The sequence below is a fragment of the Streptomyces sp. NPDC006365 genome (genome assembly GCF_042870755.1).
In the GTDB taxonomy this organism is placed as follows: Bacteria; Actinomycetota; Actinomycetes; order Streptomycetales; family Streptomycetaceae; genus Streptomyces; species Streptomyces xiangluensis.
This window is the reverse complement of sequence record NZ_JBIAHS010000001.1, coordinates 566,644-583,911: the sequence shown is the minus strand read 5'-3', so window position 1 is coordinate 583,911 and position 17,268 is coordinate 566,644. Positions and strand designations below refer to the sequence as shown.

General features: G+C 69.2%; 14 protein-coding genes. 8 read left to right on the top strand and 6 right to left on the bottom strand.

What is annotated here, in order from left to right:
- Nucleotides 1-218 precede the first annotated feature (218 nt).
- The 6 genes from ACFYO0_RS02640 (at nt 219) to ACFYO0_RS02615 (ending at nt 5,204) form a co-directional block, all read left to right on the top strand.
- Nucleotides 219-1,598, top strand: a complete 1,380-nt coding sequence (locus ACFYO0_RS02640; protein ID WP_388669422.1) for a TrkH family potassium uptake protein — start codon at nt 219-221, stop codon at nt 1,596-1,598.
- A complete protein-coding gene (locus tag ACFYO0_RS02635; RefSeq protein WP_388669419.1) occupies nt 1,591-2,313 on the top strand; it encodes a potassium channel family protein in 723 nt (240 codons plus the stop codon). Before ACFYO0_RS02640 ends, ACFYO0_RS02635 begins: the two co-directional genes overlap by 8 nt.
- 147 nt (nt 2,314-2,460) lie before the next feature.
- Nucleotides 2,461-2,874 carry a hypothetical protein gene (locus tag ACFYO0_RS02630; RefSeq protein WP_388669416.1) on the top strand — a complete coding sequence of 138 codons (414 nt, stop codon included), beginning with the start codon at nt 2,461-2,463 and terminating at the stop codon, nt 2,872-2,874.
- A 36-nt stretch (nt 2,875-2,910) separates the two neighbouring features.
- Nucleotides 2,911-3,372 carry a CBS domain-containing protein gene (locus ACFYO0_RS02625; protein WP_388669414.1) on the top strand — a complete coding sequence of 154 codons (462 nt, stop codon included), beginning with the start codon at nt 2,911-2,913 and terminating at the stop codon, nt 3,370-3,372.
- A 167-nt stretch (nt 3,373-3,539) separates the two neighbouring features.
- The gene (locus ACFYO0_RS02620) at nt 3,540-4,838 is read left to right on the top strand and encodes an SLC13 family permease (RefSeq protein WP_388669411.1); all 1,299 of its coding nucleotides are present in this window, start codon (nt 3,540-3,542) and stop codon (nt 4,836-4,838) included.
- Between the two features lie 9 nt (nt 4,839-4,847).
- Nucleotides 4,848-5,204 carry a DUF1876 domain-containing protein gene (locus ACFYO0_RS02615; RefSeq protein ID WP_388669409.1) on the top strand — a complete coding sequence of 119 codons (357 nt, stop codon included), beginning with the start codon at nt 4,848-4,850 and terminating at the stop codon, nt 5,202-5,204.
- Between the two features lie 6 nt (nt 5,205-5,210).
- On the opposite strand, the gene ACFYO0_RS02610 is transcribed toward ACFYO0_RS02615, so the two are convergent.
- The 3 genes from ACFYO0_RS02610 to ACFYO0_RS02600 form a co-directional block, all read right to left on the bottom strand.
- Nucleotides 5,211-6,461 carry a serine hydrolase domain-containing protein gene (locus ACFYO0_RS02610; RefSeq protein WP_388669406.1) on the bottom strand — a complete coding sequence of 417 codons (1,251 nt, stop codon included), beginning with the start codon at nt 6,459-6,461 and terminating at the stop codon, nt 5,211-5,213.
- Nucleotides 6,462-6,573: 112 nt separating this feature from the next.
- Nucleotides 6,574-9,459, bottom strand: a complete 2,886-nt coding sequence (locus ACFYO0_RS02605) for a SpoIIE family protein phosphatase (RefSeq protein WP_388669403.1) — start codon at nt 9,457-9,459, stop codon at nt 6,574-6,576.
- A 233-nt stretch (nt 9,460-9,692) separates the two neighbouring features.
- Complete coding sequence (locus ACFYO0_RS02600) at nt 9,693-10,286, bottom strand: DM13 domain-containing protein (RefSeq protein WP_388669401.1); 594 nt, start codon at nt 10,284-10,286, stop codon at nt 9,693-9,695.
- Nucleotides 10,287-10,488: 202 nt separating this feature from the next.
- On the opposite strand from ACFYO0_RS02600, the gene ACFYO0_RS02595 reads away from it, so the two are divergent.
- Nucleotides 10,489-10,860 carry a nuclear transport factor 2 family protein gene (locus tag ACFYO0_RS02595; protein WP_388669398.1) on the top strand — a complete coding sequence of 124 codons (372 nt, stop codon included), beginning with the start codon at nt 10,489-10,491 and terminating at the stop codon, nt 10,858-10,860.
- A gap of 24 nt (nt 10,861-10,884) precedes the next feature.
- On the opposite strand, the gene ACFYO0_RS02590 is transcribed toward ACFYO0_RS02595, so the two are convergent.
- The gene (locus tag ACFYO0_RS02590) at nt 10,885-11,556 is read right to left on the bottom strand and encodes a TetR/AcrR family transcriptional regulator (RefSeq protein ID WP_388669395.1); all 672 of its coding nucleotides are present in this window, start codon (nt 11,554-11,556) and stop codon (nt 10,885-10,887) included.
- Nucleotides 11,557-11,726: 170 nt separating this feature from the next.
- Here ACFYO0_RS02590 and ACFYO0_RS02585 point away from each other — a divergent pair, with 170 nt between their 5' ends.
- Nucleotides 11,727-13,001 carry a YncE family protein gene (locus ACFYO0_RS02585; protein WP_388669392.1) on the top strand — a complete coding sequence of 425 codons (1,275 nt, stop codon included), beginning with the start codon at nt 11,727-11,729 and terminating at the stop codon, nt 12,999-13,001.
- A gap of 7 nt (nt 13,002-13,008) precedes the next feature.
- Here ACFYO0_RS02585 and ACFYO0_RS02580 read toward each other — a convergent pair whose 3' ends face one another.
- Both ACFYO0_RS02580 and ACFYO0_RS02575 read right to left on the bottom strand, forming a co-directional pair.
- Nucleotides 13,009-14,868: an endoglycosylceramidase gene (locus ACFYO0_RS02580; protein WP_388670819.1), complete on the bottom strand. Its 1,860-nt coding sequence runs from the start codon at nt 14,866-14,868 to the stop codon at nt 13,009-13,011.
- 127 nt (nt 14,869-14,995) lie between these two features.
- Complete coding sequence (locus tag ACFYO0_RS02575) at nt 14,996-16,978, bottom strand: GTP-binding protein (RefSeq protein ID WP_388669389.1); 1,983 nt, start codon at nt 16,976-16,978, stop codon at nt 14,996-14,998.
- Nucleotides 16,979-17,268: the final 290 nt, after the last annotated feature.

Here is a 17,268-nt window from a genome sequence, read left to right as displayed (position 1 = left end):
GGTTTGGAGAGCTGATGTACGCGTACGTGTGACTGAGCCGCGCGACTGGCTTTGCACGATGCTAGAGCGACCGTTGTGGACGATGACGGCGGCTGTGTGGACTATTGCGCGCAGCGGACGAAGTAACGTGTGCGGCGGGATCTTGACGAGCCTTTGACAAGCGCTTGACGCCGGCGATACGCGGCGACGGCTCTCGGAATACGGGGAAGGAACGGGCGGTGGCGGGACTGCTGACGCGGGTGCGGTCGTGGCCCTCGCTGCTCGCGGCGCATCCCGCGCGTGCGGTCGTGGTGGCATTCGCCGTCGTGGTGCTGGGTGGTGCTGTGCTGCTGACGCTGCCGGCCGCCTCCGAGGACGGCTCCGCCACGCGCTTCGTCGCGGCGTTGTTCACGTCCACCTCCGCGGTCTGCGTCACCGGTCTGGCGGTGGTCGACACGGGAACGTACTGGAGCGGCTTCGGCGAGGGAGTGATCCTCGCGCTGATCCAGGTCGGCGGCTTCGGGATCATGACGATGGCCTCGCTGCTGGCACTGCTGGTCTCGGGCCGGCTGCGCCTGCGGATGCAGCTGACCGCGCAGGCCGAGACGAAGAGCCTCGGCATCGGGGACGTACGCCGGGTGCTGATCGGTGTCGCCGGTACGACCCTGATCGTCGAGCTCGCGGTGAGCGCCGTCCTCGCGCTGCGTTTCCGCTACGGATACGGCAACGGCTTCGGCGAGTCGGTGTACCTGGGCTACTTCCATGCCGTGTCGGCGTTCAACAACGCCGGGTTCGGGCTGCACGCCGACAGCCTCACCCGCTATGCGCAGGACGCCTGGGTCACGCTGCCGATCGCCGCCGCCGTGATCCTGGGCGGCATCGGCTTCCCCGTCATGCTGGAGCTGCTGCGCCATCGCAACCGGCGGCGGACGACCGGGCGCCGCAACTGGACGCTGCACACCAGGATGACGCTGATCATGACCGGTGTCCTGCTGGTCGCGGGGACCGTGCTGACGTGCCTGCTGGAGTGGACCAACGCGGCGACGCTGGGCCCGCAGGGCGTGGCGCAGAAAATCCTCAGCGGCTTCTTCCACTCGGCCATGTCGCGCACCGCCGGGTTCAACTCCCTCGACATCGGCGCCCTGCACGCCTCGACGCTGCTGATGACCTGCGTACTGATGTTCATCGGCGGCGGCAGTGCCGGAACCGCGGGCGGCATCAAGGTCACCACCTTCGCCGTCCTGTTCGCCGCGATCACCGCGGAGGTCCGCGGCGAGAGTCACTCCGTGGTGCTGGGCCGCCGGCTGGCCCCGCAGGTGCTGCGCCAGGCGCTGACCGTGGCGCTGCTGGGCATCGGCCTGGTCATCGCCTCCACGCTCGCCCTCCTTGCGCTCACCGAGGAGCGTCTGGAGGCGGTGCTGTTCGAGGTCGTCTCCGCCTTCGCCACGGTGGGCCTGTCCACCGGCATCACCGCCGACCTGCCGACGACCGGTCAACTGCTGCTGATCGTCCTGATGTTCGTCGGCCGCCTCGGCCCCATCACCCTCGTCTCGGCCCTCGCCCTGCGCGAGCGCACCCGCCGCTACGAACTGCCCGAGGAGCGACCCGTCATTGGTTAAGCACCTGCCCTCCCTGCGTCATTGGCGCCGCAAGCGCCGCGCCGAGACCCCCGCCCGCGGCGGCGCCGACCAGCGCGTCGCCGTCATCGGCCTGGGCCGCTTCGGCTCCTCACTGGCCGGCGAGCTGATGCGGCGCGGCTGGGACGTCCTCGGGATCGACACCGACGCCCGGCTGGTGCAGAAGTACAGCGACAGCCTCACCCACGCCGCTGTCGCCGACTGCACCGACGTCCAAGCCCTGCGTCAGCTCGGTGTCCACGAGTTCACCAGCGCCGTCGTCGCCATCGGTACGGACGTCGAGGCGAGCATCCTGGTCAGCTCGAATCTTCTGGAGGCCGAGGTGCCCAACCTGTGGGCCAAGGCCATCAGCCGCCAGCACGGCCAGATCCTCGAACGCCTCGGTGTGCACCATGTCGTGCTGCCGGAGCACGAGATGGGCGAACGCGTCGCCCACCTGGTCACCGGCCGGATGCTGGACTTCATCGAGTTCGACGACGACTACGCCCTGGTGAAGACCGTCGCCCCTCAGGTCGTCACGGGCATGCCGCTCGGCGAGAGCCAGGTCCGCCGCAGGTACGGCGTCACGGTCGTCGGCATCAAGCGGCCCGGCGAGGGCTTCACGTACGCGACCGCCGACACCGTCGTCCAGAAGGGCGACGTCCTCATCGTCACCGGCAAGACCCACGCGGTGGAGTCCTTCGCCGAACTGAGTTGAGGTTCAGCTCAGTGATGTACGTATTTCGTCAACGAGCGACAAGGATCCATCGGGCCGGCCCGAGACGGTCGACGAACGTGGCTCGCCGTGCGTTGCTGTGAGAGAGCGGCAACCTCGTACGCACAGGGACGGGTGAGGGGAGCAGTCATGGTGGAGTGGCATCCGCTGCGGACCCCCACCGTCAGGCCCGTGCCCGAGCCGGTGGCGACCGGCTTCGTGTGCATGGCGGCCTTCGCGGGATCCTGCCTCCTGGTGGCCGTGCTCGGTGCCGTCGGCGGACTGTCCAGCCCGTCCTTGGCGCTGGGAGCGTTGTGCGGGCTCGCGGTGCTGCTCGGGCTGCCCGCCCGTTTCCGCGCGGCGCCCGGTATCGCCCTCGTGTGCTGGCTGTTCCTCAACAACTTCGCCATCGCGCCCCGCGGTGAACTCAGCTGGGAGGGACGCCTCGACGCCGCGCGGCTCGTCCTGCTCCTGGCCGCCGCGTTCCTCGGCACGGTCCTCGCGCGGATCATGCACGCCCACGGCGCCCACCACCGCGTCACACCGAGGCGGGAGCGACAATGAGCGGTGCGGCGACCGAGCGGGAGACAGGAGCCGATCGTGCGGGCACGTGATCTGGCAGTGGAGTACGAGACGGTCGGTCTCGACACCGACGCCCTCGAGGCGGCACGGCTGATGGCCCGGCACCGGCTGCCCGCGCTCCTGGTGGTCGACGAGTCGGGCGCGCCGAAGGCGATCCTGCCGGCCTCCCAGATGATCAAGATCCTGGTACCGGAGTACGTCACAGAGGACCCGACGCTGGCGGCCGTGGTCGACGAGCGCCACGCCGACCGGCTGTGCCAGTCGCTCAGGGGCCGGACCGTACGGGACTGTCTGTCGAAGTCCGTGCCGGCGCCGCCGGTCGCCGCGCCGGACGACACCGCCCTCGAAGTCGCGGCGCTGATGGCGCAGGTGCGCAGCCCGCTGGTGGCGGTGGTGGAGAAGGACAAGGCCGGTCTGCATCTGCTCGGCGTGATCACCGCCTCGCATCTGCTGGACCGGCTGCTCGGCGCCGTGTCGTAAGGGCGGCATCGCGCTCCGTGTTCCGGAACCCGGCAGGATTCCGGCTCCTCCCCTGCGCAGAGGCCACCTGCCAGAGACGCGTCATGAACGGGTAAGGTTCGCCCCGGTGTGCCGGGAAGCCTGGTCGGCAAGCAGAGGATCACTCTCTCTTCCGATCGGTGTGAATCATGAACGACTGGCACGGCTGGGCCGCGATCGTCGTGTTCGTCGGCGCGTACGCCCTGATCATCAGCGAGAAGATCCATCGCGTCGCCGTGGCCCTCGGAGGCGCGGGCCTGATGCTCGCGATCGGGGCGACCGACGACGTCTCGGCGTTCTACTCCGAGCACTCCGGAATCGATTGGAACGTCATCTTCCTGCTCATGGGCATGATGATGATCGTCGGCGTGCTGAAGAAGACCGGCATGTTCGAGTACCTGGCGATCTGGTCCGTGAAGAAGGCACACGCCAAGCCGTTCCGAGTGATGGCGATGCTCGTCGTCATCACGGCGGTCGCCTCGGCGCTCCTCGACAATGTCACCACGGTTCTGCTGATCGCCCCCGTCACGCTGCTGGTCTGCGAGCGGCTCGGCCTTCGCGCCGCGCCGTTCCTGATCGCCGAGGTGCTGGCCTCCAACATCGGCGGCACGGCCACCCTCGTCGGCGATCCCCCGAACATCATCATCGCCAGCCGCGCCGGTCTGACCTTCAACGACTTCCTGATCCACCTCGCCCCGCTGTCCGCCTTCCTCGTGGTCGTCCTCGTCGTGCTGTGCCGGGTGATGTTCCGCAAGACCTTCGTGTACGACGAGGACCGGGCCGCCGAGATCATGGCGCTGGAGGAGCGGGAGGCCATCCGCCATCCGCGGCTGCTGATCCAGGGGTTGATCGTGCTCGCCCTGGTCGTCGCCGGGTTCGTTCTCCACCCTGTGCTGCATTACGAGCCCAGCATCGTGGCGCTGCTCGGCGCCGGGCTCCTCATCGCCATCTCCTCGGTGGAGACCGGCGAGGTCCTGGCCGAGGTCGAATGGCCCACCCTCGCCTTCTTCGCCGGCCTCTTCATCATGATCGGCGGACTGATCGACACCGGTGTCATCGGTGAGGTCTCCAAGACCCTGGCCGACGCGATCGGTGACAACGAACTGGGCGGATCCCTGACGATGCTGAGCGCCTCCGCGGTCCTGTCGGGCATCGTCGACAACATTCCGTACGTCGCCACGATGGCGCCCATCACCGGTGACCTGGTCGAGAACATGGGCGGCGGTAGCGATCACGTCATGTGGTGGTCCCTCGCCCTGGGCGCCGACCTCGGCGGCAACGCCACCGCGATCGGCGCGTCCGCCAACGTCGTCGTCCTGGGCATCGCGGAACGCAATCGCCAGCCCATCTCCTTCTGGCAGTTCACGAGGTACGGCCTGATCGTCACCGCGGTCACGGTGGCGTTCGCCCTCGTTTATGTGTGGCTGCGATACTTCGCCCTCGCGTGACGTACGCCGATGCCGGCAAGCCCCGACGCATACGGCCCCGGGATCCGGGCACTCGTCGCCATTGCACGGAACTCCGGCGGGCGCGAACGGGTGAGCACCATGGCACACCTCAACTGGCATATCGACCTGGACATCGACCGGTCCGAGACCGAGAGCGAGGCGAGGGCGACCCTGCAGTTGCCCGACACCACGCGGCTGACGACCCGCGGCCATGCGAAGCGCAATCCCAACGATCCGGAACAGGCCCAGGTCGGTGAGGAACTCGCCGCGGCCAGGGCGCTCAACGACCTGGCCCGGCGACTGCTGCGCAAGGCCGCCCACGAGATCGAGGAGGCCACGCACGCACCGGCCCACCCCCACCCGTGACGCGGGCTACTGACCCTGTCGGCCGCAGACCGCACGGTCGATCAGGTCGATGGTGGCCTCGGCCTGCTGGATGAAGCGTTTCTCGTCACCGAAGCGGGTGGTGAAGACGGCCGTTGCGGCCGAGACCCTGCCGTCCGGGGTGACGGCGGACTCGGAGACGGTGCCGAAGGAGGTGCCGCCGTGGTGCCAGACACCCTCGGGGCAGCCCTTGACCGGGCGCCAGGCGATGCCGAGCCCGTAGCGCGTCTTGTCGCCGCCGACCTCGTCGGGCGCCGGGACAGTGGTGCGCATCTGCGCCAGTTGCTCCGCGGGCAGCAGCCGTCCGCTCATCAGGCCGCGCAGGAACGTGTTCATGTCGTCGGTGGTGCTGATGACGGCACCGTCCGCGCCGCCCTCCACGGCGAGCGTGGTGTCGGTGAGGTCGTCGCGGCCGGGGAACTGGAGGTACGCAGTGGCGGTGGGCCGGGGGACGTATGGCGAGGTGCCGGGGGTGAGAGTGTGGCGCAGGTCCAGCGGCTCGATGACGCGCTCGTGGACTTCCTGCTCCCAGCGGTGACCGGTGGCCTTCTCGATGATCATGCCGGCCAGTACGTAGTTGGTGTTGGAGTACGCCCAGCGGGTCTCGGACCCCGGGTCGTCGGCGTCCGGCAGCCAGCCGGGCTTGCGCGTCATGGCCAGCGCGACCTGTTCCTCGGGGGTGCGGACCTTGAAGCGCTGCTCGCGATAGCGCCCGGGCGTCAGCTCAGCCGGGTCGCCGAAGAGGATGTCGGTGTAGTCGACGAGCCCGCTGGTGTGCTGGAGCAGGTTGCGGATGGTGATGCGGCTGCCGTCGTTGCCGTTGCCGGTGACCACTTTGGGCAGCCACTTGTCGACGGTGTCGTCCAGGCTCAACTTGCCGTCGGCGACCAGCTGGAGGGCGACGACGGCCACGAAGGTCTTGGTGTCGCTGCCGATCCGGTAGTAGGCGTCGTACGGCACGGGCCCGCCCCGCTCCAGATCGGCGACGCCGGACCTGACCGACATGTCCCGGCCGGCGGCGTCCCGCGCCCTGGCCACCAGTCCGGTGGCGCCGGTGTCCCGAACCGCGTCCGCGTCCCGCTGGAACCGGCCGCGTGAGACCCCCTCGCTGTCGGCGCCCAGGGCTCCCGCGCCGGAGCCGAGCAGGGTGGTCGCCCCGATCGCCCCGACCCCGGCCACCGCCAGCGTCACCCTCACCCATGCCGACCGACTGAACCGCCCGCGTGTCTGCGTACCCATGCGTCAGACGTTACGGATCGTCAACTCCTCGCCCCATCCAGGCAACCCGAGCGTCTGGAGTAGGGCCACCCCCCGTTCCGGGGGGCTGAGTTCCCCACCCTCGACCCGATTCTCAAAGCGGTCGCGGCAGTGGCTGTTCGGTCCAGATGATCTTGCCGTTGGTGGTGTAGCGGGTTCCCCATCGCTGGGTGAGCTGGGCGACGAGGAAGAGGCCGCGCCCTCCCTCGTCCTCGTTCCTGGCGCGGCGCAGCCGGGGCGAGGTGCTGCTGCCGTCGGAGACCTCGCAGATCAGCGCCCGGTCGCGGAGCAGCCGTAGCTGGACGGGGCCGGTCGCGTGCCGGATGGCGTTGGTGACGAGTTCGCTGGCGACGAGTTCGGTGGTGAAGGCCAGTTCGTCGAGGCCCCAGTCGGTCAGCTGGTCGGTGACCGTCGCGCGGGAGCGGGAGACGACCGCCGGGTCGCTGGGCAGGTCCCACTGGGTGACCTGCTCGGGACCCATTGCTTTCGTACGGGCCACGAGCAGGGCCACGTCGTCGCTCGGGCGGCTCGGGAGCAGGGCGTCGAGGACCGCCTCGCAGGTGTCCTCCGGCCCGCGGTCGGCATGGGCGAGGACGGTGCGGAGCTTGTCGAGGCCCGCGTCGATGTCCCGGTGCCGGTCCTCGATCAGGCCGTCGGTGTACAGCACCAGTTGGCTGCCTTCGGCCAGTTCCAGCTCGACGGTCTCGAAGGGCATCCCACCGAGACCGAGCGGCGGCCCCGAGGGCAGATCGACGAAGTCCACCACCCCGCCGGGTCCGACGACCGCGGGGACGGGGTGCCCGGCGCGGGTGAGGGTGCAGCGCCGGGACACCGGATCGTAGACGGCGTACAGGCAGGTGGCACCGACGATGCCGGCGTCCGGCTGGGCGTGCTCCACGGCCCAGCCCTCGCCCCGGTCGAGCCGTCCGACGAGGTCGTCGAGTTGGGTGAGGAGCTCGTCGGGCGACAGGTCCAGGGCGCAGAAGTTGTGCACGGCGGTACGCAGCCGGCCCATGGTGGCGGCGGCGTGCAGTCCGTGGCCGACGACATCGCCCACGACCAGCGCGACCCGGGCGCCGGACAGCGGGATGGCGTCGAACCAGTCGCCGCCCACCCCGGCATGGGCGGGCAGATAGCGGTAGGCGACCTCGACGGCGTTCTGCACGGAGCGGCCCCGGGGCAGCAGGCTGCGCTGCAGGGCGAGGGCGGTGTTGTGCTCGCGGGTGTAGCGGCGGGCGTTGTCGATGCAGATCGCCGCGCGGCCGACGAGCTCCTGGGCCAGGTAGAGGTCGTCGTCCTCGAAAGGGGCGGGCTTCTCACAGCGGAAGAAGCTGACCACGCCGAGGGTGGTGCCGCGGGCCCGCAGCGGCACGGCGATCAGGGAGTGGATGCCGGCCTCCAGCACCCGCTCGAGCCGTGGCGGGTCCTGGGCGATCCAGCCGCCGGCCTCGGCCAGTACGGGTTCGAGTACGGACTGCCCGCTCTCCAGGCAGCGCGCCTGCGGCGTGGAGGGGACGTACTGGACCGGGGCGCCGACGCCGTACAGATGGGAATCGTCATGTGCGGCGCCCAGCGCGATCCGGCGCAGCGCGCTGTCCCCGCCGAGCGGTTCCGGCTCCTCGCCGCGCAGTACGCATTCCGGCAGGTCCACGGCGGTGAAGTCGGCGAACCGGGGAACGGTCACCTCCGCCAGTTCCTCCGCGGTGCGGTCGACGTCAAGGGTGGTGCCGATCCGGACGCCGGCGTCGTGCAGCAACTCCAGCCGCCTGCGCGCGAGTACGGCCAGCCGGCCGACACCGAGCTCCCCGACGAGCAGCGGCCAGCCGTCGGCACCGGCACCGTCTGCGCTGCCGTCCCCGTCCGTTCCGGCCCGGCTCCCGGGTTCCGCCCCGGCCGTGGCGGGCTTCTGTGGCACGGCGGTACGCATGACGAACGGGGGCGTTCCGGCCGGCCGCGGCACCTGGGACGGCGAGGGGACGGGCATGGTCGGAGCGGTCACGAGCGCGGTGTCGGCCGGCGTGGCCTGCGCGTCGAGTGCGGGATGACGCAGCCGCGGGCCGCCGAGCAGGCGGGCCTCGACGACCACGCCCGTCTCTCCCTCCGCTCCCCTGACCTGGCGACGCAGCAGGGTGGCGATCCGCCCACCGGACAGAGGCACCTCATCGAGGGTGCGGTTCGGCGAGGCGATCAGCGCCTCGGCCCTTTCCCGCAGCACGGCCAGGTCGATCGGACGGAGGTCGCCGCCGTCGTGCGCGTTCCCGTGCCCCGCCCGCGGATGCCCGAGCCGGTCGTCGGCGCTGCCCGCGTCCTGGGTGACCCGCCGGTAGGCGGCGAGCAGCGCCCGCTCCCGTGCCGTGGCCTGCTCCAGCAGTCGCGTCTCGATGTCCCGGGCGGCTTCACGGACCAGCCGCACCATGGCTGGGTCGCCGTTGTCGCGCAGGCAGGTGATGTCGAGGATTGCCTCGATGCGTCCGCTGAGCGGGTCCCGGACGGGCGCGCCCGCGCAGGCGAACGGCTGCAGGCAGTCGGCGAAGTGCTCGCGGCCGACCACGTAGCAGGGACTCCGCGCGGCCAGCGCGGTGCCGACGCCGTTGGTGCCCGCGGTGTGCTCGGAGGCGTCGAAACCCGGAGCGAAGCTCACCTCGTCGAGGCGTTCACGCAGGTCCCGGTCACCGCCGAGGCGCTGGATCATGCGGGCCTGTGCGTCACAGAGGGCGACCGTCATGCCGACCTGGGCGAGCGCCACGCTCAGGTCCTTGAGCACCGGGTCGGCCGCGCGCAGGAACCGTTCGTCCAGTGTCAGATCCGGCGCGTACGGGACCACGAGACGGTGCGGCACCACCCCTGCGGACCTACACCGCTTCCAGGAGGCGAGCACCGGGCTCCGGACCTCGGAGTCGACCCGCGCGCCGGCCATAAAACGCTCGTGGGCATCGACGAGCCCACCGATGCTGTCCCAGGCGACGGACAACGGGATCACTTCCCTCGCCTGGAGGCGGCCCCGCCGCGCACCGCCACTCGGCCCGCCGCCGGGGTAAGTCCTCCAAGTGTTTTCACCCTAGACCCTTTGTGATACAAGTCACAGGCTTGGGTGCCTAAGGATCCAGCCCGGCCTTGGTGAAGTCCGGTGCGGCATGACCCGCCCCCGAGGGCGCGGGGCTGCGACCAGCCCCACCGGCCCGCGGGTTCATCACTGTGCTTCCAGCGGAGCGCTTACGCGCGGGCCAGTGCCGCCGCGCCGAACGAGACGTTGAACCGGTCGCACCAGATGCTCACGCTCGTGTACGCGGCGGGGTCGGTGTCGGCGGGCAGGACGTAGTTCTGGTCGCCCTTGTTCCCCTTGAGCTTGCCGAGGCTGACGTACTTCCCGTCGTCGAAGACACCCCAGCCGGCCTTGCCCTCCTTGACCGGCGCGTCGGTCAGCCATACCCGCAGATCCGGGCCATTGCTGGTGTCGAGGTTCTCCAGCCGCAGTACGTGGGAGCCGTCGGCCAGCCGCAGCACGGTCGCCGTACCGGACGTCGCGTGCTCGTGGCTGATCAGGTCACCGCGCGCCAGTGTCTGGGGCCCGGCCGGCTCGGGTGGCGTGGCGGCGGCCTTCGAGGGTTCGTCCGCGGGGGCTTCGCCTGCGGGCTCTTCGGCCGGGGGCGTCTGTGTGGCGGCAGCCGGCAGGGACTCCTGCACGGTCTCGTCCTGCCACAGCTTCCACGGCTGGAACCAGTACAGCCCCACCCCGACCACGACGACGGCCACCACCACGAAACCCGCGATCACCGGCCCGCTCAACACCCTGCGCACGTGCCCCACCCTGCCCTCCAAAAGCCCAGAACTTCTCGCCCTCATTCAATCCGACCGACGCCCGCACAACACCGATCAAGAGATGACGGAAGACTTACGGCTGCGCTTGCTGGCGCCTTCCAGCAGGAGGAGTCTCGAAGGGAGAGGCCGTTCGCGGCCCGCTCCCCCGCGCGGCCCCGGCCTTCGAAGACCGTCCACCAGGAGGTTCACCATGGGCACTGCCGCAGCCCCCGGCTTCGACACCGAAACTCTGCGCCGGGCCATCGAAGGCCAGAGCGCGGACGCACTCCTGTCGCTGTACGCCGACGACGCCGAGCTCCGCGTCGTCGACCGCAACACCCAGCCCAGCCACCCGAAGGTCATGCACGGTCGCGACCAGATCAGCGAGATGCTCAACGACGTCTACAGCCGCGACATGACCCACAAGGTCGAACAGTGCATCGTCCAGGGCGACCACCTCGCGTACACGGAATCGTGCCAGTACCCCGACGGCGTCAAGGTCCTCGCCAGCTCGATGGTGGAGCTGCGCAACGGGAAGATCGTCGACCAGACCCTGCTCCAGGAATGGGACGACGAGGGCTAGCAAGCGCCCCACCGAGGGCCCGGGTCACTTCTCGTCCGACCCGGGCCCTCTCCATCCCACCGGCTGCAGCACTCCCAGAAGCATCTGCACGAGTTCGTCGACGACCTCGTCGAGCGTCGCGTCGACCCAGCCCGAACTCCAGTCGTGCAGCAGTCCGTTGACGCTGCCGATGAAGGCGGCGGCGGCGACCCGGTAGTCGCGGGACGCCGCCTCGCCGCGTTCGGCGGCGGTGTCGGCCTCGGCGCAGATGAAGTCGATCCAGCGGGAGCGGCGGGTCAGCCGCTGCCGTTCGAGACGGGGACTGACGCCGATGATCTCGACGAAGGCGATACGCAGGCGCCGCGGATCGCCGGTGACATCGGCGGCATAGGCACGGAAGGCCGCGGTGACGCGCTCCTCGATCGGCCGGCCGTCCGCCTCGGCGAGCCCGGCCAGGGCGGCTTCCTCGGCCCAGTCGTTGACCTGGAGGTGGAGGGCGGCGAGTACGTCCTCCAAGTTGCGGAACTCCTCGTAGAACTGACGGGTCGACAACCCGGCGGCCTCGCTCAGGGCGGCGACGGTCGTGGCGCGGTAGCCGGGGCTGTCGCCGAAGAGCTGGAGCGCGGCGTCCAGAAAGCGTCGTCGCCGCTCGGCCTGCCGCTCCTGGGCGGACTTGCCGCCATAACGGCCGGTCGGCGCTTTGAGCCTGCCCGTCACTGGGGCCTCCCCGATCTCACATGTCACATAGGTGACCAATTTTGTCGTCTTCGACGTCTTGTGCAGAGCGGCATCGACTCCTTACTTTCCAGTAAGTAACTCTGAACGCCCGCGTATTCAGACTCCCCCTCTCGCACACCTTGTCATGCGCCCAACATTCAGGAGAAGTCATGACTGCCTTCAAAGCCCGGCACGTCGGCTCCCTCGCAGCCGCCCTCGCCTTGACCGTCGCCGGGTCGGCGGCGGCCACGGCCGAGACTCAGGACGCCTCCAAAGGCAGCAAGAACGCCGCCGCGGATCTGCGCGAGGTGATGTTCGTCGGCAACAACTGGGACGGCACCGCCGACGTCATCAAGCCCGGCGGCGACCTCGCGAAGATCGGCCGGATCAATGTCATCCCGGACAAGGAGGAGCGGATCGCGGAGATCAACGCGGACCCGATCAAGTGGATCTACTTCACGGCCATCCGCAACGGCGTCGGTGAGGGCCACGACCAGTACGTCGACGACATGTACTCCACGCCGGACGGCTCGGCCATGGTGGTCTCCCGGCCCAGCTTCGCCGATGTCGTGTCGATCGACCTCGCCACCGGGAAGATCAACTGGCGCTTCCCCGTGTCCGGTTACCGTTCCGACCACATGGCGGTCTCCCCCGACGGCAAGCGGGTCGCCGTATCGGCCTCGATCTCCAACACCGTGCACGTCCTGGACATCGCCACCGGCAAGCAGCTCGGTTCGTTCAAGACCGGTGACAAGCCGCACGAGAACGTCTTCTCCGAGGACGGCAGGTACTTGTGGAACATGTCGATCGGGGACGTGAACACCGCAACCGACGCCCCGTGGCTGGACTGGACAAAGGGCGACCGCAAGATCACCGTCGTCGACGCGAACACATACGATCAGGTCAAGGTCATCGACATGCGTGAGCGGCTCGACGCCTTCGGCCGCAAGGACCTGTCCGACGCCGTACGTCCCGTCGCCTTTACCCCGGACGAGTCGAAGCTCTACTTCCAGGTGTCCTTCTTCAACGGCTTCGTCGAGTACGACGTCGCGAGCGACAAGATCACCCGGGTGAAGACCCTCCCGAAGAACCCGGCGACCAGTGAGGACCGTACGACCTGGGTCAACGACTCGCGCCACCACGGCATGTCGATGAGCCCCGCCGGCGACAAGCTGTGCATCGCCGGGACGATGGACGACTACGCGACCGTCGTCGACCGCTCCTCCCTCCAGGAGGGCCCGCTCGTCACCGCCTCGAAGCCCTACTGGGCCACCGTCAGCGGTGACGGCAAGTCCTGCGTCATCTCCGAGAGCGGCTCCGACCGGGTCACCGCCATCGACTTCGCCACGGGGAAGAAGACGGCGTCGGTGGAGGTCGGCGACCACCCTCAGCGCGTACGCCTGGCCAAGGTCCCGGCGGACTGGACGGGCCCGTCCGCCGGCTGACCTTCGCTCAACCCGCTTTCGCAGCAGCCCAGTTGGCCAGCTCCGTCCGCGCGGCGCTCAGCAGCTCCGCGGACGGAGCCGTCGCGCCATTGGTGACCAGGGCGTAGTGCGTGCCCGAGCCGGGTGCGGTCAGGAGCAGTCGACGGCTGCCCGTCCCGCCCGGCTCGTTCGCGACCGCGATCGGGGTGGTCTTCGTGTACGAGGGCGGGGCCGCCGTCGTGCCGAGGTCCGAGACCACCGAGGTGGAGGACGTCGGGAAGGACGCGGGCAGGTGCAGTTCGGTGGGGGCCGAGCTGCCGTCGGAGCGCCACACATGGAGGGCGTACTGGCCCGAGCCCACGAGTTCCTTCACACGCGGGAGCGAGTCCGGCACCGGGTTCCAGGTCAGGGTCGTGGAGCCGTCGCGGGAGCGGTCCTCGTACGTGAACGCGACGGTGCTGCCCGCGGTGGCGCTCGGATAGACGCGGTCGAGGAGCCGGGCGTCCTGGCGCAGTACGGCCTTGCCGGAATCGTCGAGGCGTACGGCGGACAGGTCCTCGTCGTTCCAGGCGTCGCCGTGGGTGAGCACCTTGTCGGGGTTGCCGTTCATCAGCTCCTTGTGGCGGCCGTTGTAGATGTCCCACTGCCACTGCGAACCGGAGAGCACCGGCCCGGACTCTGCGGGCTTGGACCACCAACTGGCGCCCGGCAGACGGGAGTCGAGGGCCTGGTACATCCCCTTGAGGACGGTCGGGGCCTTGTCGGAGACGAGCCCCGCCAGCGGATGACCGAACTCGCTGATGATCCCCGCCGTGCCGGCCGCGGCGGCACGGTCACGCACCACCCCGAAGTCGGTGCTGTACTGACCGTCGCCCGCCTTGCCCGGCATGAAGATGCCCGAGATCGCCTTCTGGTCGTAGAAGTGGGTGTTGAAGACGTAGTCCGGGCCGATCTTGCCCGCGTCGAGGAGGCCACCCTCCTGCTTCTGGAAGTCGAGGTTGGCGTTCCAGAAGAGGTTCGGCTCCACGAAGGCGGGCTTGTCCTGCCAGCCGGCCGCGTCCATCCGGGCGCGGAACTTCTCATAGAACGGCCACAGCACGTCCTTCTCCCAGGCGCGGCTGCTCTGCCCGGAGTCGTAGGTGCCCGCATGCGGCTCGTTGTACGGGTCGAAGCCGATGACGCCCGCGAACTGGGCGGCGGTCAGGTTCTGTTCGACGTACGCCATGGTCTTCTGGGCGGTCGTGAGGAATGCCTCCTGGAGCCCGTACTTGTTGTGCCAGAAGTCGTAGGTCGCCTGTGTCACAGCCTTGTTCTGGGTGATGTTCTGGCCCCAGAAGGGACAGATCCCGCAGTACTCGTCCGGGTAGTTCCCGGCGTCGACGGCCCACTTCGGGGCTCCGTCGCCGGTGTACCAGCTGTCCGGGTCGAAGAGGTGGCGCGAGTAGAGGTCCTGGTGGAAGTCCGGGTACACACGGATCCCGGCGTCGAGGAAGGCACGCATCTGGCCGGTGGCGGCGGCGAGATACTCGGCGCTCACCTTGCCGCGTTCGGGTTCGGCGTACGCCCAGGAGAGCAGGAAGCGGACGGAGTTGCCGCCGCCCAGTGCCCGGAGCGCGGTCGCGGACTTCTTGGCATCGGCGACCGAGGCGAAGGGCAGGCCGTTGTTCTCCGCCAGTTTCGTCTCACCGGAGACGTTGTAGCCGCGGAGCACCACCTCGCGGCCGAGGCCGTCGGTGAAGCGGCCGTTCTTGACCGTGAGGGTGGCCGCGGCGGGTCCGTCGAACCAGAGGTCGTCGGGGAGAGCGGTGGCGCGCTGGGCGCCCGCCGTGGTCAGCAGGCCGGTGAGCAGCAGGAACACACCGAGCACAGGCATACGCAATCGGAACATATCCGTCATCTTTGACATGTTCATTACATTCGCAATGCTTCAGCGGCCCCGTCAACACCCCTGACTCCAGAGTAAGTACCCAATTTACTCTGGAGTAAGTCCCCTTCCTCTCAAGGGGAGTTCGCCTTCACCCGCCGACACGTCGCGTCACGTTGAGTAGGTACTCCTTCCGGTCCAGAGGGTTGTGATCGGTCCGCTCCCGCTCGGGGAGCGCGCCTCGGGCGACCGGTGCGTAGTGGTCGAAGGCGGTCTCCAGCTCACCCTCGCCTCGGGTCAACGCCGGGAGCCGCTGCTCCAGTTGGTGCACCCGGGCCGCCGGGATCCGGCCCTCGAGCACGGACGCCGTGCCCCGCGCCTGAGTCGTCTGCGGTACGGCGCGCAGCTTCGCCAGGACGGGCAGCACCGCGCCCAGCGTGTCCGCCGGGGCCTGAAGCCGGAAGGCGTGCATCGGCTCGTGCACCAGGCTGCCCGCCTGCCGCAGCGCGTCCATCAGCACCAGCGGCGTCAGTCCGCGGAAGTCAGCACCCGTGCTCGACATGCTCTTGTCGAAGCCCTGGTGCGCATGGCTCTGCCGCGGTGAATAGCCGGAGTGCGTCATGGTGACCGTGCAGTCGGTGACCTGCCAGCCGTGCGGTCCCTGGCCGAGCGTCTCCCGCACGGTGTCCTCGACGGCCTTGAAGAAGGCGTACGGCATCGACCCCAGCTCGACCTCCAGCCGGAAGACCACGCCGGAGCCGACCGGCGCCGGATCGACGCGCAGTCCGACGGTCGCGAGAAACGGGTTCGGTTCCTTGCCGTTGAACTCGACGGCCGCACCGGTGCCGACCAGCCGCTCGATGCACAGGGGCGTCGTCTCGCGGAAGCCGACGTCGAGGCCGAACTCCTCGGCCAGCGTGGCCTGGATGACCTCCTTCTGGACCTCTCCGTACAGGGACACCGAGATCTCCTGCCGGATCTCGTCCTGCCGCAGGTTGATCAGCGGGTCCTGCTCGGCGAGTTGGGTGAGCGCGAGGTGCAGAGCACCCTTGTCAGTCCTGTCGCGGGGCACGACGACGGTTTCCAGGGTCGGTGGTGAGAAGTAGTGCTCGTCCGGCCCTTTCCGCGGTACGCCGAGGGTGTCTCCGATACGGATGCCGGTCAGCCCCCAGAGCCTGCCGATCCGCCCTGCGGGCACTTGATCGCCCCGCGGGTCCGAGCCCCGGTCGAAGACGGTGATGCCGGTGACCTTCCCGTCCTCGCCGTCGCCGAAGGTGACGCGGTCGCGGGTGCGCAGCGTGCCCGAGAACATCCGCACGTACGCGATCTTCTCTCCCGCCGGTCCGCGCTCGACCTTGAAGACGGTGCCCGAAACCGGACCGTCCGCGTCCCGCTCGGTGGAGGGCAGCAACTCCCGGATCCCGTCGATGAGTTCATCGACGCCCGCGCCCGTGACGGCCGAGCCGAAGAACACCGGGTGCACCAGTGACTGCCCGGTCTGCGCGGCGAGTTCGGTGCGCAGCCGGTCCTGCGAGACGGTCGCCTCTTCGTCGACGTACGCGGCCAGCAGTGCGTCGTCGTGCTCGGCGAGCAGTTCGAGCAGGCGTGGCGGGAAGCCGTCGTGCGAGGTGAAGTGGGCGTCCCTGCCGCCCAGTTCGCGGACCTCTCCCATCGGGACGATCGCCGGGGTGAGCCGCGTGGAGATGCTCTCCAACAGCTCCGTGTAACGCGCTCCGGCGCGGTCGATCTTGTTCACGAAGATCAGCGTCGGAATGCGCAGCCGTTGCAGCGTCCGCATGAGGACGCGGGTCTGCGCCTGTACGCCTTCCACGGCCGAGATCACCAGGACCGCGCCGTCGAGCACACTCAGTACCCGTTCGACCTCGGCGATGAAGTCGGGGTGGCCGGGGGTGTCGATCAGGTTGACCGTCACGTCGTCGATCGCGAAGGAGACGACGGCGGATTTGATCGTGATGCCGCGCTGCCGCTCCAGCGCGAGTGTGTCCGTCTGTGTACTGCCGTCGTCGACGCTGCCGATCTCGTCGATGACCCCGACGGTGTGCAGGAGCCGCTCGGTCAGGCTCGTCTTACCGGCGTCTACGTGCGCGAGAATTCCCAAGTTCAGCGAGTGCACCTGGCGTCATGTCCTTTGGAGTGAGGGGGATTCCTTCCTGGGTGGACATGAACGCTGCTCGCATCGCTGCTCCTTGATCTTCCTGACGGATCTTCCTGACGGCTTGTCCCCCGTAGTGCAGCAGGCGACCGCGAGCGGCGGCAACGGATTAACGCTCAACAAGGCCCGCCGCGTACTTCGAGGGCGCGGGGGCGGATGGCAGGATCTTGTCCGCGGCTCCCCCGCCACGGCTGCGGATGGTCGTACGGGACGCCGCCTCTCCCCGTACACCTGCCAAGGGTGAAGGCGAG